24 protein-coding genes and 2 pseudogenes are annotated in these 20,958 nt (G+C 64.4%); 15 read left to right on the top strand and 11 right to left on the bottom strand.

Annotation, left to right across the window (positions count from 1 at the left end; genetic code table 11):
- The 4 genes from GXN78_RS30940 to GXN78_RS30925 all read right to left on the bottom strand — a co-directional run bounded on the left by GXN78_RS30940 (window position 1) and on the right by GXN78_RS30925 (window position 2,603).
- Complete coding sequence (locus tag GXN78_RS30940) at window positions 1–273, bottom strand: DUF3761 domain-containing protein (protein WP_239143054.1); 273 nt, start codon at window positions 271–273, stop codon at window positions 1–3.
- A gap of 417 nt (window positions 274–690) precedes the next feature.
- A complete protein-coding gene (locus GXN78_RS30935; RefSeq protein WP_106561019.1) occupies window positions 691–1,107 on the bottom strand; it encodes a hypothetical protein in 417 nt (138 codons plus the stop codon).
- A gap of 159 nt (window positions 1,108–1,266) precedes the next feature.
- Window positions 1,267–2,157 carry an alpha/beta hydrolase gene (locus GXN78_RS30930; RefSeq protein WP_239143033.1) on the bottom strand — a complete coding sequence of 297 codons (891 nt, stop codon included), beginning with the start codon at window positions 2,155–2,157 and terminating at the stop codon, window positions 1,267–1,269.
- A gap of 221 nt (window positions 2,158–2,378) precedes the next feature.
- A complete protein-coding gene (locus GXN78_RS30925) occupies window positions 2,379–2,603 on the bottom strand; it encodes a hypothetical protein (RefSeq protein ID WP_106561026.1) in 225 nt (74 codons plus the stop codon).
- Window positions 2,604–3,222: 619 nt separating this feature from the next.
- On the opposite strand from GXN78_RS30925, the gene GXN78_RS30920 reads away from it, so the two are divergent.
- The 3 genes from GXN78_RS30920 (at window position 3,223) to GXN78_RS30910 (ending at window position 5,687) form a co-directional block, all read left to right on the top strand.
- Complete coding sequence (locus tag GXN78_RS30920; RefSeq protein ID WP_146163209.1) at window positions 3,223–3,627, top strand: hypothetical protein; 405 nt, start codon at window positions 3,223–3,225, stop codon at window positions 3,625–3,627.
- A 369-nt stretch (window positions 3,628–3,996) separates the two neighbouring features.
- A complete protein-coding gene (locus GXN78_RS30915; RefSeq protein ID WP_164255966.1) occupies window positions 3,997–4,161 on the top strand; it encodes a hypothetical protein in 165 nt (54 codons plus the stop codon).
- A 584-nt stretch (window positions 4,162–4,745) separates the two neighbouring features.
- Complete coding sequence (locus GXN78_RS30910) at window positions 4,746–5,687, top strand: zincin-like metallopeptidase domain-containing protein (protein ID WP_106561017.1); 942 nt, start codon at window positions 4,746–4,748, stop codon at window positions 5,685–5,687.
- A 121-nt stretch (window positions 5,688–5,808) separates the two neighbouring features.
- Here the strand turns inward: GXN78_RS30910 and GXN78_RS41550 are convergent, their stop codons facing one another.
- On the bottom strand, window positions 5,809–6,564 hold the full coding sequence (locus GXN78_RS41550) for a hypothetical protein (RefSeq protein WP_239143032.1): 756 nt from the start codon (window positions 6,562–6,564) through the stop codon (window positions 5,809–5,811).
- Here GXN78_RS41550 and GXN78_RS42070 point away from each other — a divergent pair.
- The 5 genes and pseudogenes from GXN78_RS42070 to GXN78_RS30885 all read left to right on the top strand — a co-directional run bounded on the left by GXN78_RS42070 (window position 6,557) and on the right by GXN78_RS30885 (window position 9,285).
- Complete coding sequence (locus GXN78_RS42070; RefSeq protein ID WP_275407624.1) at window positions 6,557–6,679, top strand: hypothetical protein; 123 nt, start codon at window positions 6,557–6,559, stop codon at window positions 6,677–6,679. The genes GXN78_RS41550 and GXN78_RS42070 overlap by 8 nt on opposite strands.
- A 519-nt stretch (window positions 6,680–7,198) precedes the next feature.
- Entirely contained in the window at window positions 7,199–7,411 is a 213-nt protein-coding gene (locus GXN78_RS30900) for a hypothetical protein (RefSeq protein WP_106561015.1), read from the top strand.
- A 152-nt stretch (window positions 7,412–7,563) separates the two neighbouring features.
- Window positions 7,564–8,025, top strand: a complete 462-nt coding sequence (locus GXN78_RS30895; protein ID WP_164255963.1) for a hypothetical protein — start codon at window positions 7,564–7,566, stop codon at window positions 8,023–8,025.
- A 505-nt stretch (window positions 8,026–8,530) separates the two neighbouring features.
- A pseudogene (locus tag GXN78_RS41545) lies at window positions 8,531–8,719 on the top strand (DUF2958 domain-containing protein); the annotation flags it as partial.
- A gap of 242 nt (window positions 8,720–8,961) precedes the next feature.
- Entirely contained in the window at window positions 8,962–9,285 is a 324-nt protein-coding gene (locus tag GXN78_RS30885) for a YnfA family protein (RefSeq protein ID WP_106561013.1), read from the top strand.
- Here the strand turns inward: GXN78_RS30885 and GXN78_RS30880 are convergent.
- Window positions 9,282–9,746 carry a helix-turn-helix domain-containing protein gene (locus tag GXN78_RS30880; protein ID WP_106561012.1) on the bottom strand — a complete coding sequence of 155 codons (465 nt, stop codon included), beginning with the start codon at window positions 9,744–9,746 and terminating at the stop codon, window positions 9,282–9,284. The two genes, GXN78_RS30885 and GXN78_RS30880, sit on opposite strands and share 4 nt — an antisense overlap.
- Before the next feature lie 53 nt (window positions 9,747–9,799).
- Between GXN78_RS30880 and GXN78_RS30875 the strand changes: the two genes are divergently transcribed.
- Window positions 9,800–10,489: a hypothetical protein gene (locus tag GXN78_RS30875; RefSeq protein WP_146163208.1), complete on the top strand. Its 690-nt coding sequence runs from the start codon at window positions 9,800–9,802 to the stop codon at window positions 10,487–10,489.
- 145 nt (window positions 10,490–10,634) lie between these two features.
- Here the strand turns inward: GXN78_RS30875 and GXN78_RS30870 are convergent, their stop codons facing one another.
- Window positions 10,635–10,991, bottom strand: a complete 357-nt coding sequence (locus GXN78_RS30870) for a LysR family transcriptional regulator (RefSeq protein WP_106561010.1) — start codon at window positions 10,989–10,991, stop codon at window positions 10,635–10,637.
- A 23-nt stretch (window positions 10,992–11,014) separates the two neighbouring features.
- Here GXN78_RS30870 and GXN78_RS30865 point away from each other — a divergent pair, with 23 nt between their 5' ends.
- The 6 genes and pseudogenes from GXN78_RS30865 to GXN78_RS30840 form a co-directional block, all read left to right on the top strand.
- Complete coding sequence (locus GXN78_RS30865; protein WP_164255960.1) at window positions 11,015–12,262, top strand: nitrate reductase associated protein; 1,248 nt, start codon at window positions 11,015–11,017, stop codon at window positions 12,260–12,262.
- 58 nt (window positions 12,263–12,320) lie between these two features.
- Window positions 12,321–13,097, top strand: coding sequence for a sulfite exporter TauE/SafE family protein (locus tag GXN78_RS30860; RefSeq protein ID WP_239143053.1), 777 nt, complete (start codon window positions 12,321–12,323; stop codon window positions 13,095–13,097).
- Between the two features lie 91 nt (window positions 13,098–13,188).
- A complete protein-coding gene (locus GXN78_RS30855; RefSeq protein ID WP_106561350.1) occupies window positions 13,189–14,754 on the top strand; it encodes a tyrosine-type recombinase/integrase in 1,566 nt (521 codons plus the stop codon).
- Window positions 14,745–15,662, top strand: a complete 918-nt coding sequence (locus GXN78_RS30850) for a tyrosine-type recombinase/integrase (RefSeq protein WP_219910144.1) — start codon at window positions 14,745–14,747, stop codon at window positions 15,660–15,662. Before GXN78_RS30855 ends, GXN78_RS30850 begins: the two co-directional genes overlap by 10 nt.
- On the top strand, window positions 15,659–16,660 hold the full coding sequence (locus GXN78_RS30845) for a tyrosine-type recombinase/integrase (RefSeq protein ID WP_106561349.1): 1,002 nt from the start codon (window positions 15,659–15,661) through the stop codon (window positions 16,658–16,660). Before GXN78_RS30850 ends, GXN78_RS30845 begins: the two co-directional genes overlap by 4 nt.
- 82 nt (window positions 16,661–16,742) lie before the next feature.
- Window positions 16,743–16,922, top strand: a pseudogene (locus GXN78_RS30840) (DUF2958 domain-containing protein); the annotation flags it as partial.
- Window positions 16,923–17,141: 219 nt separating this feature from the next.
- Here the strand turns inward: GXN78_RS30840 and GXN78_RS30835 are convergent.
- The 4 genes from GXN78_RS30835 to GXN78_RS30815 all read right to left on the bottom strand — a co-directional run bounded on the left by GXN78_RS30835 (window position 17,142) and on the right by GXN78_RS30815 (window position 20,884).
- On the bottom strand, window positions 17,142–17,570 hold the full coding sequence (locus GXN78_RS30835; protein WP_106561348.1) for a DUF6283 family protein: 429 nt from the start codon (window positions 17,568–17,570) through the stop codon (window positions 17,142–17,144).
- A gap of 857 nt (window positions 17,571–18,427) precedes the next feature.
- On the bottom strand, window positions 18,428–19,414 hold the full coding sequence (locus GXN78_RS30825) for a tripartite tricarboxylate transporter substrate-binding protein (RefSeq protein WP_164255957.1): 987 nt from the start codon (window positions 19,412–19,414) through the stop codon (window positions 18,428–18,430).
- Window positions 19,415–19,461: 47 nt separating this feature from the next.
- Window positions 19,462–20,142 carry a carbon monoxide dehydrogenase subunit G gene (locus tag GXN78_RS30820; protein ID WP_106561345.1) on the bottom strand — a complete coding sequence of 227 codons (681 nt, stop codon included), beginning with the start codon at window positions 20,140–20,142 and terminating at the stop codon, window positions 19,462–19,464.
- A gap of 7 nt (window positions 20,143–20,149) precedes the next feature.
- Window positions 20,150–20,884 (bottom strand): enoyl-CoA hydratase/isomerase family protein, encoded by a 735-nt coding sequence (locus GXN78_RS30815; protein ID WP_106561344.1) that lies wholly within the window; start codon window positions 20,882–20,884, stop codon window positions 20,150–20,152.
- Between the last annotated feature and the right edge of the window lie 74 nt (window positions 20,885–20,958).

The raw sequence follows: 20,958 nt of genomic DNA, 5'->3' as shown, positions 1-20,958 counted from the left end.
TTACTTCTGCGTTCCCGACGGCGCAGGCTTCACGGGATTTTCCGGGGTCGCCGGGGTCTTGGACGGCTCGCCAGTCGTCGGCGCAGCGCCAGTTGCCGTGACCGCAGGAGACTGGGTCTGCACTGCCGCTGCGCTGGTTCCGTACCACGTCTTGACCCCCCGATGCCCGGCGCACGCTGCAGACCTCTTGGCGGCGCTCGAGTAGGTCCCGTCCTTGCATTGCGCCGTGCTGCCGGCAGGCGCCTTCGCCGGCGCCTGTGCTTGCGCGGCCATGCAAAGAAGGGATGAGCAGATGAGAAGAACCGGCCGATAACGCATGACTGAACTCCTTGGCGCATCCAGTGAGGATCCTTTCTTGCTCCGTGGAGAAGCTCGAGGGCCAGTCTTGGTTGCGCTTGTGCGTAGGACATCCGGCTCGCTGCGCCTGTGACGGCGCCGACCGAACCCTTTACCGGCCTCGGTCGAGCGACATCGCCGTGGCGTGAACGGCTCGAAGCCGCTGGGAACTGTGGCGGAAGCCGCGGCGTCCGATCTTGGCCTCGTTTCCTGCTCACGCTACTTTCTTCCGCTGGGCTGCTCTCCGTTGGGCTTCGCGCCCGTGAGGTACGCGTTCGGCGTCGCCATCTTGACGACGCGCGAGAGGTCAGGCCAGGGGGACTGGCTGCTCACGATGCGGCCCAGCAAAGAAGCTCATCCTTTTGTTGTGGGGGTCCGAGCGCAAGCAAGATACAGCGTGGGCAGCAACTGCAGGTTGCTGTGTGGGCACAGCAAGAAGCCGCGGCGCTCAAGCCAGCCGATGAAGCGACGATTCGTCACGTTCTCCACGAATAGCGCCTGCGCGTGAATCGGGCAGTCTGCAGCTTCGAACTGGTCGCAAAGGGCTGAGAAGAGCCCACAACCAGGTTGCGCGACCGTGATGTCGGCGATGCAGAGACTTGGTGCGCCCTGTACCGCCGCCTTGAGCATGGAATATCGACTGTAGGCCGTCAGAAGACGGCTGCGGTAATGACGCGACACCACACCTTGGTCGGGCTTGACGCTTCGCTCCAAGTCTTCGAACCACGACAAGTAAGCACGCGTCTCTTCAGCGACGGAAGCCTCATCCATCCACGCACTATAACCACGCCAACTCGGCTGCCCGGCAGTGCCTCCTGGGGGGTGCTGCGGCTTCGCCCCCGTGGAAGTTCTGCGCCGATGCCAAGCTCGACGTCCTCCGACGAGGCGACTTTGTCCTTCCACGGTTTCGCCGCGCGCAGCTGCGTCGGGTCAGCAACGCGGCAGCTCCGATGCTGCCAGCATGCGTTGCCACAAGCCTCGCCATGGGTTCCAGTCATGCCCGCCCGGTGCGGTGAATACCCGACCGGGCGGCAACGCCTGTGCGAGTACGCGGTGAGTCGGGGCGAGGCTGTCCGAGAGCCCATAGCCGAGATAGAACGGCGGTCGTGCGGGCCCCTCATTCCGCAGCAAGAGGCTTTGGACGCTGCGCCAGACCTGCGTCGCGACCTCATCGTCGGGGAGCGGATCCGGGGGAGCTTTCCACCGCCGCAGGCCGCCGGCCTTGAGAATCGCCTGGCTTGCCTCCGGCTCACCGAGGTAGGGCGCGAGCACGACGATCCCTTGCACATCTGCGGGATGCACCTCGGCATATCGCAGCGCGCCAAGACCGCCCATCGAAATACCCGCAAGCCAGATCGAGCGGTAGCCCTGTGCCTGCGCGGGCGCGATGACATCGGCGCGCACGCGCTCCAGGATGCTGCGGTCCCGGTAATAAGCCAGATGGGCATCTACGCGCAGCACGTCGACGGCAAGGTCGAGGCTGCGTATTGCTGAGACAAAGCCCTCCTTCTCCAGTTCGCGCAGCGTCATGCCGCGGCCCGGCAGGATGATCAGGAGGGTCCGGGCCTCTACGGTACAAGCGCTCTTGTCCAGTTGCGCCGGCATGGGAACCGTGGCCGGGCGCGGTAGATGGCTGCAGCCGTCGATGCCTAACGCGGCCATGGCTGCGAAGACCGCAGTCCACGCGCCGAAGCGCCGCCGAATCGGACGAGCCCCATTCATCCGCCTCAGGCTAGCAGAAGGTGGACGGCGGTTGCCTGACCGCTTGCGCGGGAGCGGAGGATCACTTTGCGCGGCGTTGCCGATCGTGTTGGCGGTCATGCGTACCGGCATTTCTCGGTCGCCCGTTCTGCGTCAGCAACCTGTCCAGAATGCTCGGCAACGCGCGGGCACGCCTGCCCCGTACGTCGAACAGCGCCTCGGCAAGGGCCGCGACGTGCCTGTCATCCCGATTTCACCCAGCACGCGCGCGTCCGAGGGCAGGCGCGTCGGGAATGCCGGTCCACACCATCTCCACCGGCGGCATGTCGGCATACGCTGGGCTAATCGGCCAGGTCCCGCTGTACCTGGAGCAGCATGGAGCACCGGATCAGCCCGATCCGGTCGACGGCCTCGGCCATGGTGCAACCCAGCTGGGCGAGCCACTCGGGCCGGTTCAGCACCAGCGCGGCCACGATCCTCTCTCCGGTCGAGAGGGCGCTCAACCCGCCATCGCGGGCGTCCCTGCACTTCTCGAGCAGGTGGCGATACTCGATGTCATTTCGCATAAGCTGGTGCGCGCGTTGCAGGATCGGGTCTGTCAACGCCCCCCACACGGGTGTCGCGATCTGGTTTCATGGCTGAAATTCTCACTCAGAATTAGTGCTTTCGTTTGCAACCGTTGATCCGAATTGTCAAAAAATTCACGCTCGCCGAGCCGTGGGCCCGCCGCCATCGCGGCGATTCCAGCGAGCTGTCATCGGCTTCATGGCGAGAGGGGCTCGGGCGCGTGCGCGGCCTTGTCTGCAGTCGGGCGGGACGCATGGGGACGTCAAGATTGCATCGTGGGTTGGATGTCTTGCGCTGCGTACCGGCTGCCCAGACAGGGCGCAATGCACGGCCTTCGAGGCGGCGCCTCCTGCGACAGTGCCCATTCATCAGCCATTCTCCAAACGAGGTAGTCCACCGATGGTTGGCAGCGCCTGCATGGCTGAGGCGCTACGGACCTAGGCCGAAAGTGCAGCGGACAAACGCCATCGCGCGAAACATACTTTCCTGTCCAAATTCCCCTGTTACGGCCGGCGAATGGAAACTGGAAAGCTCCTCGCGATCGTGGAAGTCGCACAGGCCAGACGGTTTGCATGTCAGGCCCCCGGCTGTGGCCGCAGTACGTTTCGGCAACTCTACGTGGTCTTTCACAGCGGAGGAATCATCGTCCTCGGCTCAGGCTGCTATCGGAAGATGCTTGGCACCGAAGTCCCGGTGCGGCCGCTGGATCGGACGCCTGTCGTGCGTCGCCTCACCGAACGGGAGTGCAACTTGCTCGCGGAGAATCCGGCCCAGCTGATCGCTGAGTTCGACGCGGGCCACGCGTTCGCCTTCGCGCCCTCGGCGCCTGCAAGCCCGCGCGAGCCCGCACCACGCGCCCGAATTCCTCGCTTGCCCCTGGGGACGAGACGCCAATTTGGTGCGCAGGCAGAAAGAGAAGTGGAAGCGAAATACGGGCAGCGATCACACCTCAAGGGCTGGCGTTCGCTGGTCGACCTTCGCATCAGGGAACTTGCGAACGGCGTCACGGGCTCGAGCGTCTAGCGCCCACCACGCACCTATGGGTGCAGATCCAACGCATCCTCTGCTTCGCCGTCTCGACCACGACGCCAACTCCGGGCTGCTCCTGTTTTGCGCCGTCGCGCGCATCCCCTGGCGGGCGCGGGCTGCGCCCGCCTCGCGCATCGCTGACGCGGGAGCGGGATCGGACTTCTTCCGGGTGTGCTGCTGAGGGGGGAAGGGCTTGCCTGTGTGCCCTCACGCTACCCCCCCGTTCTCGCGTTCAAGGCCCTGTGCGCGCTTTGCGTGCTCGGCGCGTGCCGCGCGCCTGCGGCGGCCTTGAGCGCTGCGCTGCGGCGGGGTGATCCGGGGTCGCGCAGGCAATCCCGCCTGTGCCATTCACAGGAGCTCATCATGACCGCATCGTTCGATCTCACCGCCCAGCAACGCCGCATCGTCGATGCCTTGCGCCCCATCCTTGGCGCGGAGGCCGACGCGCTGTACGAAGCCAATGGCCGCTCGCTGCACAGGCTGACCGGCTTCGCCCGCGACTCGTCGATGCCGTGCTGCCAGCGCTGATGTAGGGGCAAGGGGCCCCTCGGCCCCTTTTTCTGATGGCGACGCCGCATGGTGCGGATTCGAGGCTTTGCACTTGAGTGACCGCTGGAGCGCGGCCACTTGGCAAGCAAGAAATCATTGATCCCCGAGCTTGTGCGCGTGCGCGCAGAGGAGGGCGCGGCCTGCTGGCCGCTGGAGGCACTGACGGCGCTTGGATGCGCTGTGCCGGCGTGGTGCGCCGCGCTGCATCTCTGCCTTCCGAGCCACCTCTTGACCGACGCATAGCTCGCACGGGCCGCTGTCCAGGGCAAGGGCTGCGCCACCGTCCTCACCCGGTCCTCGCTTGGCTCGGCTGCGGCCTCCGGGCGGTCCCCGGACATCGGCCCTTGGGCTCGCTCTTCATGCGTCGAGGCGGCTCCGAAAGCAGATGTTCAACACCGCGGCACACCCCGCAGAAAGGCCCAGCCATGCATGCAACTTCTTCCACCCGTCAGCGCCATGCGGACACCCGAACAGCCACGGGCGTTCCCCCCGTACCCCCCGAGGACTCACCCAAAGCAGGCACTGTTGAGGAAAACAAGTCAGCGGGTCGCCCGGTCGGGCGCATGGACGTTCGGCAGCTCATCACCGATCGGATCGTCGGCATGCTCGAGAAGGGCGGCCACACGTTCCGGGAACGCTGGACGCGGGCCGCTTCGCGCGGCATGCCGCGCAACGGCAAGACGGGCCAGCCCTACCACGGCGCCAATGTGCTGCTGCTGTGGGATGCCGCCATCGAGCAGGGCTATGGATCGAATGTCTGGCTGACCTACAGGCAGGCATCGAGCCTGGGCGCTCAGGTACGCAAGGGCGAGCGGGCGGTGATGTGCGCACATTTCGAACGCAAGGCGGGCCAGGCAAACGACGGCGATGGTGCTGAGTGCGGGCCGGACGGCGAGGAAGAGGGCAGGGCGGAAGAATCGCCGCGCGGCGGCGTTCTGCTGGCCAGGCCGTTCTGGGTCTTCAACGTCGCGCAGATCGATGGATTGCCCAGCGAGGTGGTCGGCCTGTGCGTCGATCCGGTGAAGTCGCCGAGTGGCCCCGTGGAAGGCGCCTTGCGCCTCCTGGGCGGCTGCGATGCGGTCATCCGGCATGGCTTCGAACGCGCGATGTACCTGCCCGAGCTCGACGAGATCCGGCTGCCGTGGCCGAGCCGCTTCATCAGCGGGGAAGCGTACTGCGCCACCTTGCTGCACGAGCTGGTGCACTGGACGGGACATCCGAGTCGACTTCATCGACAGTTCGGGAAACGGTTCGGCGATGCGGCCTATGCGTTCGAGGAACTGGTGGCCGAACTTGGATCGGCGTTCGTGATGGGGCGCTGCGGGCTGGTCGACGCCACCATCGAGGGGCATGCCGCCTACCTGGACAGCTGGCTGCCGTTGCTGAAGAACGACCGCACCGCGATCTTCACGGCCGCACGGCAGGCGGGCGAAGCGTTCGAGTACATCCTGGCCCGGGAGATGCCGCTGCTGGACTGCGCGCCGCTGCGGTCATCGGATGAATGAGTCCCCGGCCGGTCGGCACGCGTTCGATCGGACTTGAATTGTTTGCGGCCCAGTCCCATTGGGCTGAACAAAACTAATTAGACTCCAGCCTTTCCACTTTCAAGTTCTTCATGACCAAGACCTACGCCCAATTGGCACGCGAGATTGCTGCTCTCCAGGCCTCCGCCCACAAGCAACTTGCGATCGAAGCCAAAGGCGCCATCGCGAAGATCAACGGCATGATCTCGACGTACGGCCTCACGGCTGGCGATCTGAAATTCGCTTCGACTGCGGCATTGGCAGTGCGGCCTTCGGCTTCGAAGAAGATCAAGGCGACGAATGGCAAGGGGCGCGCTGCGGCCCAGCGCGCGAAGTTCAGCGATGGACAAGGCAACCAGTGGGGTGGGCGTGGGCCGAGGCCGGCATGGCTGCGCGATGCCATCGCTGCCGGTCGGACGCTCGAGAGTTTTGCGGGCGGTGCGGCAGCACCGGTCGTCGTCGCACCCGTTGCCGAATCACCCGCGAAGAAAGTGACGGCCAAGGTGACCGCATCCAAGCGGATCAAGCCGCGCGCCGGCGCTGCGACAGGCAAAGCAAGGAAGATGTCGGCGGCCGCGAAGTCATCTCCCGGCGCTGCCGTGGCGGCGCCCGCCGACGCGGCGACGAGTCCGGCGAAGGCCTCGCGCAAGAAAGTGGCTGTGAAGCCTCGTGCCGGATCTGCTGTCAGTTCAACGTCCACCCAAGCGGTCCAGCCGCCGGTGAAGAAGTCGCCGGCGAAGAAGGGCCGCGCGGCCACGACAGCGCGCGCTTCGACCGCAGTGAAGACAAGCACCCGTGCGAAGACACCGGTGGCGGCGTCGGAGCCGGCCGTGGCGGCGAAGAAGGCGGCGGTGTCCAAGGCCCTGCCGATCCGCAAGAAGGCGAACCCGAAACCTGCTGCGCGCAAGGCGGCCGTGGTGGAGAGCCAGCCGCCTTCGGCGCCTGAAGCCGTCGCCGCAACGGCGGCTGCGTAACCCTCGTTGCGGCCCTGCCGTCACGAAGGTGGCGGCCGCCCCGGCCGCCTCGCGCCTGTTCCTGCGCTGCTGCAGGTGCGCGCCGTTGCTGCGACTGCGCGCCTGACACGCAGTAGCCGGGGCGGGTGCGATCTGCGGCGCTCCCGGGTGTTGCCTTCTTCCGCATGCGGTAGCCTGGGTCGGGCAGAGCGCAGAGGGCTTTCTTGATCGGTTGCCGCCCTTTGGGAGCCCGCCGGGCACGGTGCCATGGCGGTGGCCCTTGGGCCGGCTGTCGCCCAGGCGAACGAGCCGTTCTGCGACCTTGTCCCTGCGCGTGGCACCGCACCACGAGATGACTCGGCGCGCCGCGCCGTTGCTCGCCGGCCAGACCCGATGACGCTTGCCTGATGCGAGACATATTCCACGCTCCAGGCTTTTGGGGATCGGCTCGCGCAGGTCGGGGCAAGCTCCTGCCAAAAACTTCCAATCGTTTTGGCTCATAACGAGATACAACACGCCGCATTCACTAGAGGAGCCACCATGTCAGGTCGGGGAAGACTCGCGCTGAGCGTCAACGAATTGGAGACCGGCGAATATCACTACGTGCTCCTGGAGGCTGTGACGGAACCGGGCGAACTCCTTTGCTACCGGCCGAAGGAGATCGATGAGAAGGCCCACGCGACCTCGCTGCAGGCGTGGTTCGCCGGCGTGGGCGCCGTGCGCAGGCTTGAAGCCAACCGAGGACAGCCCTAGGTGCGAACGCGCCCCGTGCCTGGACGGTCCATCACCTTGCTCAACCCCGGAAATTTGTCCCCTTGATGCCCCGGGATCCGAGAGCATCAATACAATCCGCGTCGACGATTCTTGGCCGAGAGCTGCGCGCTCGCCTCACCTCTGATTTCCCCATGCCTGAGATTGATTTGACCGCGCAGAAAGCGGCGGTTCGCAACGTGCTTGCCTCCAGCGGAATTCGTCCTGCGCTGGCGCTGCTCAATGACAGGACGCAGTACCGGTACACGGCCATCTACAAGTTGAGCGGCGATGCGTTGCGCGCAGCGCATGTCTTCGACCGCGCCTCGGAGTACCGCACCTGGCTGAAAGCCGTTCCCCTGGACAAGAGCTTTTGCCAGCACGCGATCGCGCAGGGCGAGTTCACGACCGGCCACGTCTCCAAAGACCAGTCCCTGGTGAACTACCGGCCCTACGTCGGCCTCGTCGAGTCGTACTACGGGCGTCTGCTGACGCGCGATTCCGGCGCCCCCTATGGCACGTTCATCCATTTCGATCTGGAGCCACGCAGCATCGATGCGAAGGAGGTCGCCTTTCTCCAGGAAGTGACTCCGATGTTTCTCGACTACCTGGACTGAGTGAGGACACGGGCCCTGCGGTTCTTGGCCAGCGCATCGCGCGTGCGGCCGGGCATCTCATCGATGTGGTCGACATCCCCAGGCTGAAGCGGTGCATGCCTGGAAGGGGATCCGCACCGGTCTGCAGCCGTGGCGCGTCGGCGCCGGCGCGGACGGCCGGTGCGCATCCTCTGGCCTGCTGCGCGTGGCGCGGGTGCCGCGCGTGGCCGGCGAGGTGGGGTCTGAGGGCCTGCGTCGGATCGGCACGAGGCCTTGACGTGACCTCGGCGCGACACCAAGGCGCGTCTGCCCCGCCTCGCGGTCGCTTCGTGCTGGAACATGCAAGGCGCGGAGGGCTGGCTTGCTGTTCCCCTCAGGGTGCCACACCGTTCTCGCGGTCAAGGTCGGCGCGCGCCGGCGTGGCGCGCTGGCGGCCTGCGGCCGTCTTCGAACCTTGACCGCTGCGCTGCGGCGTGCCGGCGACGGTCCCGGGCAATCCCGCCCGCAACCGTTCAAGGAGAACGCCATGGCTTCCAGGTTTCCCTTCATCACCGATGCGCAATTCGAGCTGCTGTTGGCCAACGGCCTGCAGTCACAGTCGCAGGAAGACTTCGATCCGCTGCCCGTGCTCAAGCTGTTCACGCCGGATGCCGGGGCCACCTGGCTGCTGACGGAGATCGACCCGGAGGACCATGACATGGCTTTCGGCTTATGTTGTACCCAACATAAACCGAATTATGTGGAGCGCCGCGTTATGCAGCGCACGCGGCTGGTACCCGGGCGAAGCGCTCACGAACGTGCGGCGATCTCTCTCTCCATAACTGGCGCAGACCACGACTGAAGGCCGCTGGCCTAGAGCGTAGGGCTATCCCATCTTGGCAAGGTCGTTGGCTTCCAAGGCTCTGGCAACCGGGATGCTGTAATTGAAGCACTTCCAATCACACCAAAGGTGCCTCTTTGAAGACACTCCTTCTTTTTGTCATCACCGCCATCGCTGAGATCGTGGGGTGCTACTTACCGTATTTGTGGCTGACCAAGGGTGCCTCTGTCTGGCTGCTCGTCCCCGCAGCGATTTCTCTCGGGCTGTTCGCATGGCTGCTCACCCTGCACCCTGCAGCCGCAGGACGCGTCTATGCCGCCTATGGCGGGGTATATATCGCGGTGGCACTGGCGTGGCTGTGGGGCGTCGATGGCATTCGCCCGAGCGCCTGGGATGTCGCAGGTGTCGCCGTTAGCTTGACCGGTATGGCGCTGATTGCATTCCAGCCGCGGGCTGGCTAACCGCAGCACCCAGTCGACTTGGCCAATCGAGAATCTCGCAGGCTCAAGTCCTTGAGGATGGTGCACTTGGGCGCCGGACCACCGATGCATTCGTCTGAGCAGGCCCGCACAAACTTGGCTAGGCTGCGCTCCAGGTTCTGCAACTCCTTGAGCTTGGCGCGCACCGCATCCAGGTGCACCTGCGCAATATCGCGCGCCTCGACGCAATCGCTCCCCTCGCTGGTCGAGAGCGTCACCAGCGCCCGCGTTTCTTCAATGGAGAATCCAAAGTCGCGGCAATGACGAATCAGCGTCAGAACTTCCTGTACCGTCTCGCTATAAACCCGGTGCCCGCTCGGGCGGCGCATGGCCGGAGGAATCAAGCCCACTTCCTCGTAGTACCGCAGGGCCGACACATTGAATCCCGTGCGCTCGGCCAGCGTACCGATGCTCAATTGCCGATCAGACTGTGGGGGAATCATGCTGCGCTCCTTGCATCTCAAGTTACTTGAGGTTCTAGAGTCAGTGTACGGGAATGTTCCCGGCATTGCGTAAGGAAGAATATGAAGAAGCCACTTCTGGCCGTCCTGGGTTTGGCCGGCGCTTGTGCGGCGTGTTGCTCCATCCCTATCGCGCTGACGCTGGTCAGCGGGCTTTCGGCCGCTGGCGTCGCCACGTGGATTCTGGGCAATCAGACGGCACAACTCATCGTTGCTGGTCTGGGCGCATTGCTCGTGGTTGCCATCGGAATCTGGAGATCACGGCGGGCCAGCGCGACCTGTGTGAGCGAACAAACCTCGCGCTGCGCGCCGAGTGCAGCTGCGGGTTGCGGGTGCGCAACGTCTTCCAGCAAGGCAGGATCATGAGTGGCGATTCAATCGCACCCATCGCCTGCTCCCTTGGGCCTGGCGAATTGAATGATCGACAAGAGCGCATTGCAGACCTTGCGCGTCGCAGCCTGATCCACCAGCATCGAGAGGGCCGCGCCCTGACGCTGCGCTATACGCGATCTGCAGCGGCCGAGCTGCGAGAGCTTGTGGCGCTGGAGAAAGAATGCTGCGCATTCCTGGAGTTTCATCTACAGGAGGCGCACGACGCCATTGAACTTCGGATCACCGCGCCACGCGAAGCCGAGGCCCTCGCCGAGGAACTGTTCGGCCACTTCGATGCGCCCTCACGTGCCCGAGGGTGCAATAACGAGTGCACCTGCACTGGAAGAAGCTGACTCGAGAGCGCTTACCGTTGCCGGCTCCCGGACGCTGTTGACACAGCGGGAGGCCCTCCACGATTTCCCTGGAAGCCGCGATTGAGATACGATATGTTTTTAAAAACATATTGAAGGCGCACTGACGCTTGGGTTTCAGCGCCCGTCAAGGACGGATCAGGGCCTGCAGATGGTCAACCTCTTTCGCTATCGCCTTGAGCGCAAGGCGCTCCATCTTCCGGTAGCAGGCAAGCACGTCCTTGCCGGCCGGGGTGAGACTGGCGCCGCCACCCGTCGCGCCGCCTCGTGTCACCGTCACCAGGGGTTCCACGAAGGCCTCGTTCATGCTGGTCACCAACGCCCAGGCCGTCCGATAGCTCATGTCCATGGCAGCGCCAGCCTGGCTGATGGAGCCCAACTCGGCAATGTGCGCGAGCAAGTCCGCCTTGCCCGGGCCGATCGCCACGCCATGCGCGATCTGCAGTCGGATGTTGGGTTCGGGCGTAACGCGGCGCTTGGGCATAGGTTTTCCAAGAGGATACAGTCATGAGTGCCTTCTCGCTCATGGTGGTGCGGGGTTGCGGGGACGTAGGCTCGGCCGTCGCGCATGCGTTGTACATGCAAGGTGCCAAAGTCATTCTGCACGACGAGCCCGCCCCGGCCCACCCGCGTCGCGGCATGGCATTTGCCGATGCCCTCTTCGCGGGAACCGCAACACTCGAAGGAGTGGTGGCGCAGCGTGCCCCCAATCTGGACACCTTGCTTTCGATCGGGGCGATCGACGAACTCGTGCCGGTGTGCGACGCTCCCCTCGGGGAGCTGATGCAGGCGTACCCACCTGACGTGTTGATCGACGCTCGGATGCGCAAGCGTTCAGCCATCGAGGACCAACGCACCCTGGCCCCTACTGTGGTCGGCCTCGGCCCCGGGTTCGATACCCGGACCAACTGCCACATCGCGATCGAGACGGCATGGGGAGAATGCCTGGGCTACGTCGTGCGCGAAGGCCGAACCGCAGCCCTCGAAGGCGAACCTCGTCCGCTCGACGGCGTCGGACGGGAGCGTTTCGTGTACGCCCCCACGCAAGGCGTGTGGCACACCGCCCTGCAAATCGGCAGCAGGGTGACCAAGGGCCCGTCCATCGGTCATGTCGAGGGACACCAGGTTGTCGCGCCACTCGACGGTTTCCTGCGTGGTCTCAGCCACGACGGCGTGGCTGTGGCCAAGCGCCAGAAGATCGTCGAGATCGATCCTCGGGATGTTCCGCAGGTATTTGGCCAAGGCGAGCGCCCGCGGGCCATCGCGAAGGGCGTGTTGAAGGCACTGAATCTTCACGGCGACGCTGAGCGCCAGTTCTTCGGATTCGAACGCGAGTTCGAGGCCACGCTCGATTGCATGCCGATGAGCGTTCGGCTCAAAATGGATCTGTGCGGCATCAAGCTGTCCTTGGCGCAGTGGCGCGCGCTGCCTGCCGAGGCGCGGCGCACCACGCTGGATGCCCAGTGTGAGTCGCATGTCGACGTCCGTAGACTGCGGCGATTCCTGGAGTGGTGGATTCGCGAAGGCGGCGGAACCACCCCATTGCAGATCCAGATCGACCACTCCGACTGGCAGGTCGCGACCCGCGTGCCTGACCAGGTCAACTATGTGCTGGCGTCTTCGGGACTTCCCCATCTGCCCCAGCCCGCGTGGGCGCGGCTGGACGATCTGCAACGCTTCGCGCTCTGCAAGCTCACCACCAAGGGCCAGGCGCGCACGCTTCCGGTAGCGCTGGTCGAGTTCGGGCTGGCATAGGCTTCGCGACGTGGCGACGGACCTTGCCCGCGCCGGCTCGCCGGACGCTTCGACCCTTTTGCGAACACTCATCGCAGGCGTCGTGATCGGCACCTTGGGTGGGCTCATCGGACTCGGCGGCGCCGAATTCCGCTTGCCGCTGCTCATCGGCATCTTCGGATTCACGGCGCTGTCCGCAGTGATCCTCAACAAGTCGATGAGCCTCGTGGTGGTCGCATCCGCGCTGCTGCTCAGGGCACACGTCGTGCCTTTCGACGCCGTGATTGCGCATTGGCCCATCGTTGCGAACCTGCTGGCAGGTAGTCTGGTGGGTGCGTGGATGGGTGCCAGTTGGGCCACACGACTGCGCAGCCAGACCTTGTACCGTGTGATCGCCGTCCTGCTTATCGTTATCGCGGCGGTACTGGTTTTCGGGCATATGTTCCTGGGTCGCAACGAGCCGCTGCTCACCGGGTGGCTGCAGGTCGTGTTTGGCGTGATCGCGGGCTTCGGTATCGGCGTCGTGGCGTCGTTGCTCGGCGTCGCAGGTGGCGAACTGCTGATCCCCACGATCGTCCTTCTGTTCGGAGCAGACATCAAGCTGGCGGGCAGCCTGTCACTGGCCGTCTCACTGCCAACCATGATCGTTGGCTTCGCGCGCTACAGCCGCGATGACAGCTTCACAGTGCTCCGGCGCAACAGGCACTTTGTGATTGTCATGGCCGCTGGTTCCCTGCTGGGGGCATGGCTGGGCGGGCTGTTGCTGGGCGTGGTTCCGGACTTCGTCCTGTTGCCGGTGCTGGCGCTGATTCTGCTGATCTCATCCTTCAAGGTCTGGCGACACCAGGATTCCTGAGTAGGAGAGCACGCGTCGATCGACACGCCAAGGCTGCGAATGCAGCGTTTTCGCTCAAGCTGCTGTCCTCTCAACACCACAGGAGTACGAGATGTCAGAGCAGACAGCAACCCGGGTTCAGGCTGCCCCGGTCCCAACGCCCAGCGTCTTTGAGCCGTTGATCCCCGAGTTCCTGGCATATCTGAGGAGATTGGGCCTCTCCGAGAGATCGATTCCAAATTTCCCGGGGCCGGCCAAGCATCTGTTGGTATGGCTTCACGCAAAGCGCATCGACGTGAACGCCTTGGACATTGACACTGTTCGACGATTCTTTGCTCACGAATGCCACTGCGTGCGTCCGCCTGGCGAGCGCTACCAGAATCGCTTGCAGCGCTCGCGGGACTTCCAGTCAAGGACTTTGCAGTTCGTCCGATTCCTGGAGGACTCGGGCCGTGTTTCCAATCCGATGGCGCTGGACGCTGCGCTTGAGCGGGTGGAGGACTTCGTGCGCTATCTCGGCGAGCAAGGCTATGCGGTGGGAACGGTTGACCACTATCGATACAGCTGTCGCCATTTCGTCGCCTGGCTTCATCAGTACCGAACGCCACTCGCAGCGGTAGACGAGGGCGTCATGGCTCGGTTCGGGAACCATGACTGCATCTGCCCCGGCTTCTTCACTCTTCGTGCCGAGCGAAGCCGACATTGCATGGGACACGTCAGGCGGTTCGTCAAGTTTCTGGCAGCCAATGGCGTGATCCTCCGTGGCACGATGGCAGCCCGTCCGGCACCGGAAGACTCGCTCGCATCGTTTCGCGAATGGCTGCGTCGGCACCGGGGTATTGGCGAACAGACCATCTTCGACCACGTTCGCCAGATCCGCGAGCTGCTCGCCGTTCTCAAAGCTGACCCAGGCCAGTACGATGCCGCGTTGATCAGGCGCGTTGTCTTGCAACGCGTGGAGCGCGCTTCTCGCACCAGTGTGCAACGCATGACTGGATCCCTGCGGATGTACCTCCGGTTTCTGGCATCGACAGGTGCGTGTCCCGCGTCGCTGGTCCATGCGATCCCGACCGTGCCGCGATGGCGCCTGGCCACCTTGCCGCGGTACATCCTTCAGGACGACGTCGAGCTTGTGATCGCGTCATGTGACCTGACCACGCCCAGAGGTCTCAGGGATCGCGCCATCCTGCTACTGTTGTCGCGCCTGGCGCTGCGCGCCGGCGATGTCGCTCATCTACGCTTGCACGATATCGACTGGGATCGTGCCCTCATCAAGGTATCCGGCAAGTCGAAGCGCGTCGTGGCCTTGCCTCTGCCACAGGATGTCGGTGACGCTCTGTCAACGTACATCGAGCATGCGCGTCCTGCCGTAGACGCGGACAAGGTCTTCATCAGGGCGATTGCTCCGTTTCAGCCATTCTCCGACGCAAGCGCGATCGGATCGGTCGTCCGGGACGCGCTCAAAAGAGCGGGGGTCAGGAACGCACATTTGCGCGGCGCCCATCTTCTGAGACATTCGGCGGCGACTCATATGCTCAGGTCCGGGGCAACTCTGGAGGCGGTGGGCGCAGTGCTTCGGCATCGCTCACCGGAGACCACCGCCATCTATGCCAAGGTCGACACGTCGATGCTGGCGCAAGTCGTTCAACCGTGGATCGGAGGTGCAACATGCCGATGAGCACCCACGTGGAGCGGTACGTCGCCCTCAAGCGCGGGCTGGGCTGCAGCTTCACCGACCAGGCGCAGATGCTGGAGAAGTTTTCGGCGTTCGCAGACCGCCATGGAGACGAGTTCACTTCTTCGGCGCGGATGGTCGCTTGGGCCTCGATGGCCTCTTCGCCGTGCCGATCCGGCGAGTGGCTGCGCGTTGCCCGGAACTTCGCGATCGCGATGCACGCGGAGGACGATCGCCATGAGATTCCGTCGAGGGATGTTTTCGGGAAGGTGAAGCGGAGGCGGCCGCCGCCGCACATCATCGCGGCGGCTGACATCGAGCGCATCATGCGCGCCGCGCTCACGCTTCCGCCCGTCGCCTCACTCACGCCCTACACGTACCACTACCTCTTTGGCGTTCTCGCTGCCACGGGTCTGCGTGTGTCGGAAGCGATTGGATTGTTTCAAACCGATGTGACATTGGACGGGTTGCTGATCCGCGAGACCAAGTTCCACAAGACTCGGCTTGTTCCGATCGACCAGAGCACGCGAGGAGCGCTCGAAGAATATCTGGTCTTGCGAAGACGGATCGGCGGCGAAGATCCGCATCTGTACGTACTGTCGACTGGGATACCTCCGGATCGCACGAGCGTTTCGCGCGCCTTCATCCGACTCGCAAGGGAAGTCGGGCTGCGCGGCGACGCCGGCGTGCACGGACCCAGACTCCACGACTTGCGGCACAGCTTCGCGGTTCGCTCCCTCGAGCGCTGCGGAGGTGAGCGGGCCGCCATCGATAGACACATGCTCGCCTTGAGCACGTACCTTGGTCATGCCTGTCTGTCAGACACGTACTGGTATCTTGAGGCAACGCCCGTGCTGGTGCGGCAAATCGCGGCGGCGACCGAGGCATTCCGGGAAGGAGGTGCACCATGACTGCCCTTGCACCGCATCTGAGCGCCTATCTGCTCGAGTATCTTCCGCGTGACCGCGGCGCGAGCCGTCACACGATCAACAGCTATGCCTACGGCTTTCAGTTGCTCATCTGCTTTGCAGCGCGGCGACTGCGTGTGCGGCCTTGCGAGATTCAGGTGGAGCAGTTCACCCCGGAGCTGATCCTGGACTTCCTGGACCATATCGAGACCGAGCGAACCAACAAGCCAAGAACCCGGAACGCGCGCCTGGCCGCGTTCAAGTCGTTCTTTCGGTACCTTGAGTACCGAGCGCCGGCTTGCCTCAACCTGTCGATGCAGGTGCACGCGATCCCCAGCAAGCGCATCGAGCAGCCGCTGATCGACTACCTGACTCGGCAGGAACTGCAGGCCCTGCTCGACGCGCCGGACCAGCGGACGGCGTCGGGCCTTCGTGATCGCGCGATGCTGCACGTCGCATACGCTGCAGGCTTGCGGGCGTCGGAGTTGACGGGCCTGCGAATGGTCGACCTCGGACATCCTGCCATGGACACGATTCACGTCATTGGCAAGGGCCGACGTGAGCGGGTCTTGCCGCTGTGGAAGGAGACGCAGACGGTTCTCAAGGATTGGCTGCGTGTTCGCCCTGGCTGTGGCGATCAGGCGATCTTTCTGAATCAGCGAGGCGAAGCGATGAGCCGACATGGGTTCGCGAGCCGACTTGCGGCGCATGTCGTCACCGCTCAGAGGTCTGCACCCACGCTGGCGTGTAAACGCGTCAGTCCGCATGTCTTGCGGCATACCTGCGCGCTCCATACCCTGGAGGCCACTGGCGACATCCGGCGCGTCGCGCTATGGCTTGGCCACAGCAGCATTCTCAGCACGGAGATCTACTTGCGCGTCGATCCGGCCGAGAAACTCAGCATCTTGGGAGCCGGCGCTCCGCCGCAGATCAAAAAGGGGACTTTTGCGGGCGTGTCCGACAGGCTTCTGGCGATGCTGGCAACGGCGAGGGTGGCGTAGTTATGGAGAGTAATCTGCTTCGGACCGCTGCGCCTGGCTGGCCCAGCATGGGCGCATGGACATAACTGTGCTGTCCACATAATTCGGCCTGTGTGACCTCGGGCTAGGGTTCCCCGAGCTAGGGCGCGTGAGCCTTATGGAGCTGGCGCAGGTGCGCGGCATGCTGAAGCTGCCGATCGAGCAGGACCTGCATTTCCGGCCCGACAAGCGCCTGAGCGTCTATGCGAAGGAGGCCCGCAGCGCGGGCCGCATCCAGGCCTGAGGGCCCGGCCGCCGGCCCCGCCGGCGGCCTTCCCTTCCAGCAGCAGCGAAGGATTCCGCGTTCGACTCGGGCCCATGCGCCAGGTATCCAAATTGATCGCGATGCGCCGCGGCTGCCTGCACCAGCTGGGCTTGCCAGTTGTGGCGCGGGCGAGAAAGGCAGGGCCGATTCGCGCCCCCCCCCCGGGGCTATCGTGTTGTCCGGCCGGCCTGCATATGCTCAAGCGCCCCTTTCCAGCGCAAGGCCGGGTTCGCCAGGCTCGTCGCCGATACCGGGCACGTCCGGAAGGGCGGTGGCACGAAGCTTCCCGAGCACTTGCCCGTAGTTCTCGTGAAGGACGGGCCAGTGCGGGCCGGGCTGAAGGTGGCCGGGGTCCAGGTCGCCGCGTGCAACGCTCAGCCGTACGGCCGGGTGCTTGTGTCCCACGGTTGCCAGCCATCCAGCGCAGTGCACTTCGGCGCCGATCCTGGACTGGTGGCAGGCGAACACGGCGGCGCCGAAGTCGGGGCCCATGTTGCGCGCATCCGGGCAGGTGGTCGCGAGCGCTTGTGCCAGTTCCAGGCTGAAGTTCGGAATGCTGCGAGCGTCCTGGTCAAGGCGCCAGGGACAGGTGGGGCAGGGCAGGCGAGGTGGCTTTGGGACGCTCATGGTGAGCGTTGTTCCAGACCGACGCTGCGAGAGGCGCTGTGCGCCCCGAGAGTGAGGTCGGGAAGGGGAGGGGGCTTGCCTGTCTCCGGTCAGAGTATCACGCGGTTCTCGCTTTCAAGGCCCCGCGCGCGCGTGCCGCGCGCCTGCGGCGGCGTTGAGCGCTGCGCTGCCGCGTGCGCCAGGGGTGACGCACGCAATCCCGCCTGCATCACTCCAGGAGCTCATCATGACCTTTTCTCAGGACGCTCCTTCCTACGCCTTTGCCGCCAGGAAGTCCCCTCGATACAGGAGCTCGCGCGCAGCGCGCCGGTGGTCTTCGGGAGCAAGCTGCGGCATGCTCCGGGCCGAAGTACATCTTCATCAACACGCGTGACATCGTCACCGCATTGATGGACGCGGGCTTCGAACCGACGGAGGCGGTGCAGACGCATTCGCGCGGCGGCCGAGCGGGTCGCGCGCGGTACCTGCTGCGCTTCCAGCCGGTGGTGCAGTCCCCGTCGCTGGACGACGTGCCGGGCGAGATCGTGCTGATGAGCTCGCACAACGGTCGCAGTGCCTACCAGCTGCTTGCCGATCTTTTCCGGCTATGTACTTCCGGACATAGCCGGAACCATGATCGGTGCCGAACTATGTCTCGCAACGATGGCCCCCTGGTGGGCGCAATGGCCAAGCGGTGGACATAGTCAGCTGGATTCGTACGCAGTCGGCGCGTGGCAAATCCCGTCGCTTTTTCGGACAACGACCAGGGTCGAGCGTCTGCTTTCTGGCACCATCAACATCCGCTGACAGGCAGGATTGGGCCCTGAGCGGTCCTCCAGCTCTTTCGAATGCAGACCTTCGCCGCAGATTTCACACGGCTAGTCGAGCCGTACTCCGCTTCGCTTGACTGCCTCTCCCCAATGGGCGTATTCGCTTCGAACAAAAGCTGCTGCTTCGGCAGGGCTGGTGCTGAACCGCGGAATGGCGCCAATCTGGCGCATCCTTGCATCGACCTCGGTCGTCTGCATTGCCTTGTTCAAGGCCGCGAACGTACCTGCCACAAACTTCTTGTCCGTGGCAGCAGGGTAGAGAAGCATGAGCCATGTGACGGCGCTGAAATCCTTGAACCCCTGCTCCGCGATGGTGGGTACGTTCGGCAACGTGCTCAGCCGCTTCGTGGTGCCGGCACCGAGCGCCTTGACGCGACCGGACTGAATGAACGGCTGCACGGCGGCCGCGGTTTCCAACGCAAGCGACACCTGCCCAGCAACCACATCCGTCAGTCCCGGACCGCTCCCCTTGTAGGGCACATGCAGGATGTCGATGCCCGCGCGAGCCTTGAAGTCCTCCATGGCCAGATGCGAGACCGTCCCATTGCCCGAGGATGCATTCGTCAACTTTCCGGGGTTGTCCTTGGCGTAACGCACAAGTTGCTCGATATTGTTGAACGGCATGGACGGATGACACACCAGCACGAACGGAAGGTCGCCGAGCAATCCTACGGGCTCGAAATCCTTCAATGAATCGTAGGGAACGGACTTGTACATGTGCGGATTGGTCGCAACGGCGGACATGTGCGTGAGCATCATGACGCTGCCATCGGCTGGCGACTTGGCGAGCGCCCCCATGGCGAGACTCCCGCCCTGACCCGGCTTGTTGTCGACGATGTAGTTGCCGCCGGTCACCGCCGGCAGCTTGTCGGCCAGCAACCGGGCAACGATGTCAGTGGCCTGCCCAGCAGGGAACCCGACGATGATCTTCACGACGTGAGACCCCTTGCTTACCTGTGCCTGTGTCGCACCGGCGATGCCTATACCGGCAGCGGCCAGCACGACGGTGCGCCGATTGATACCGGCATTCTTCATATCTGTTTCCATCTCGACCTCTCAGTGGGGAATGAATGAATCGCCGTTCAGCGTGCAAACAGGACGCCTGCCAGCGTGGCGACCGAACCGATAACGGCCGAGATGGCAAGCCACCAGCCGGGGACCATCACCGCTGGAGCGGTTTTTGCATTGGCTTGCGTCGCGGCAACGGCTGCGGGTGTGGGCGTGATGGAAAAGCCTGCCGTCGGGTCGGCCGCGGGTTTGCTTGCGGACTCCTTCACAACTGCAGCAACCGGCGCCGCGACCGCGTTCTTCGCCACGGCAGGCACTCCTGCCAGTTGCGTCTTGAAGGCCTTGAAGAAGTCATCGGCCATCTTCCGTGCGACGCTGTCGATGAGCCGCGACCCGACCTGGGCGAGCTTGCCGCCCACCTGCGCCTGCGCGGTATAGGTGAGCTCGGTTTGGCCGTTCGACTCGCTCAGCTTGACCGACGAGTTGCCCTTTCCGAAGCCGACAGCGCCTCCCTGACCTTCGAAGACCATGGTGCAGGACTCGGGCGCCCGAATGTCGGACATCCTGAGCAAGCCGTTGAAGCGAGCTCGCAAAGGGCCGATCGCCGCAGCCACGATCACCTTGAATTCCTCTGCGGATGTGCGCTCGACCGACTCGCAGCCGGGCAGGCTCCTCTTGAGGATGTCGGGGTCGTTCAGCGCTTCCCAGACGCGCTGGCGCGGCGCTGCGATGGTTTGGGTTCCGGTGATTTCCATGGCCGCCTCAATGTGTGTTCTTCTTCATGGCAGTAGCCGTGTTGACCATCGAGTGCAGGCTGCGCGCGTAGTCGATGGCGCCTTGCTCGTCCATGCGAGGTGCTACGCGCAGGTACTCCTTCAGGCCCAGGATCGCAGGTCGCGGACGAGAAAGCAGAACGTCCGCGAAGCGGGCCACCTCCGCGTCCAGCTTCGCGTCAGCGACGACATGGCTCACGAGCCCATAGGCCAAGGCCCGCTGCGCGTCGATGAAGTCGGTGGAGTACGCCATCCAGAGGATCGCGTTTCGATTCATGCGGTCGTACACCGCCGACATCACCATCGTCGGCATGACGTTGTGTCCGATCTCGGGGATGTTGAAGGTGGCCGTGTCGCTTGCGAAGCTGACATCGCACAGCGAGGCGATGGCGGTGCCGAAGCCCATGCAGCGCCCCTTGATGACGCCGATGATCGGCACCTTGGCGCCGCGCATGGCCTGGTAGCTGCCGAAGATTCCGTCGTATTCGTCGCGGCGGGTGTATGCCTCCGAGGCTGCTGGCGTGGTGCCCGCGTCACGGATGCGGCCGGTGCAGAAGTCGGGGCCGGCGCTGCGCAGCAGCACGGCATCCGCGGTCTCATGCGCCTTTGCCAGCAGCTGCGAAAGTGCCGAAGCCATGCTGTCCGAGACTCCGTTGTCTTCGGTGCGGTTGAGGGTCACAGACAGAAGGCGATCCTGCTGCTTGATGATCAGATGCGGATGCATGGAAGTCTCCGGTGCGCCGGTCAAAACCGGCGAGGTGTTGTGAATGAAAGAGTCATACGTTGAAGGCTTAGCCA

Origin of the sequence: Variovorax sp. WS11, assembly GCF_010499245.1 — a bacterium.
GTDB lineage: Bacteria > Pseudomonadota > Gammaproteobacteria > Burkholderiales > Burkholderiaceae_C > Variovorax.
The sequence above is the reverse complement of the archived record's forward strand: the minus strand, read 5'-3'. Positions and strand labels throughout refer to the sequence as shown.

Bases quoted from the DNA above. Each gene is read 5' to 3' on its own strand.
- GXN78_RS30935 (WP_106561019.1), bottom strand. From the start codon at position 1,107: ATGGATGAGGCTTCCGTCGCTGAAGAGACGCGTGCTTACTTGTCGTGG.
- GXN78_RS30915 (WP_164255966.1), top strand. From the start codon at position 3,997: ATGACCGCATCGTTCGATCTCACCGCCCAGCAACGCCGCATCGTCGAT.
- GXN78_RS30930 (WP_239143033.1), bottom strand. From the start codon at position 2,157: ATGACCGCCAACACGATCGGCAACGCCGCGCAAAGTGATCCTCCGCTC.
- GXN78_RS30850 (WP_219910144.1), top strand. From the start codon at position 14,745: ATGCCGATGAGCACCCACGTGGAGCGGTACGTCGCCCTCAAGCGCGGG.
- GXN78_RS30825 (WP_164255957.1), bottom strand. From the start codon at position 19,414: ATGAAGAATGCCGGTATCAATCGGCGCACCGTCGTGCTGGCCGCTGCC.
- GXN78_RS30880 (WP_106561012.1), bottom strand. From the start codon at position 9,746: ATGATTCCCCCACAGTCTGATCGGCAATTGAGCATCGGTACGCTGGCC.
- GXN78_RS30940 (WP_239143054.1), bottom strand. From the start codon at position 273: ATGGCCGCGCAAGCACAGGCGCCGGCGAAGGCGCCTGCCGGCAGCACG.
- GXN78_RS30895 (WP_164255963.1), top strand. From the start codon at position 7,564: ATGCCTGAGATTGATTTGACCGCGCAGAAAGCGGCGGTTCGCAACGTG.
- GXN78_RS30875 (WP_146163208.1), top strand. From the start codon at position 9,800: ATGTTCCCGGCATTGCGTAAGGAAGAATATGAAGAAGCCACTTCTGGC.
- GXN78_RS30815 (WP_106561344.1), bottom strand. From the start codon at position 20,884: ATGCATCCGCATCTGATCATCAAGCAGCAGGATCGCCTTCTGTCTGTG.
- GXN78_RS30820 (WP_106561345.1), bottom strand. From the start codon at position 20,142: ATGGAAATCACCGGAACCCAAACCATCGCAGCGCCGCGCCAGCGCGTC.
- GXN78_RS30845 (WP_106561349.1), top strand. From the start codon at position 15,659: ATGACTGCCCTTGCACCGCATCTGAGCGCCTATCTGCTCGAGTATCTT.
- GXN78_RS30900 (WP_106561015.1), top strand. From the start codon at position 7,199: ATGTCAGGTCGGGGAAGACTCGCGCTGAGCGTCAACGAATTGGAGACC.
- GXN78_RS30870 (WP_106561010.1), bottom strand. From the start codon at position 10,991: ATGCCCAAGCGCCGCGTTACGCCCGAACCCAACATCCGACTGCAGATC.
- GXN78_RS30910 (WP_106561017.1), top strand. From the start codon at position 4,746: ATGGACGTTCGGCAGCTCATCACCGATCGGATCGTCGGCATGCTCGAG.
- GXN78_RS30855 (WP_106561350.1), top strand. From the start codon at position 13,189: ATGTCAGAGCAGACAGCAACCCGGGTTCAGGCTGCCCCGGTCCCAACG.
- GXN78_RS30865 (WP_164255960.1), top strand. From the start codon at position 11,015: ATGAGTGCCTTCTCGCTCATGGTGGTGCGGGGTTGCGGGGACGTAGGC.
- GXN78_RS30835 (WP_106561348.1), bottom strand. From the start codon at position 17,570: ATGAGCGTCCCAAAGCCACCTCGCCTGCCCTGCCCCACCTGTCCCTGG.
- GXN78_RS30925 (WP_106561026.1), bottom strand. From the start codon at position 2,603: ATGCGAAATGACATCGAGTATCGCCACCTGCTCGAGAAGTGCAGGGAC.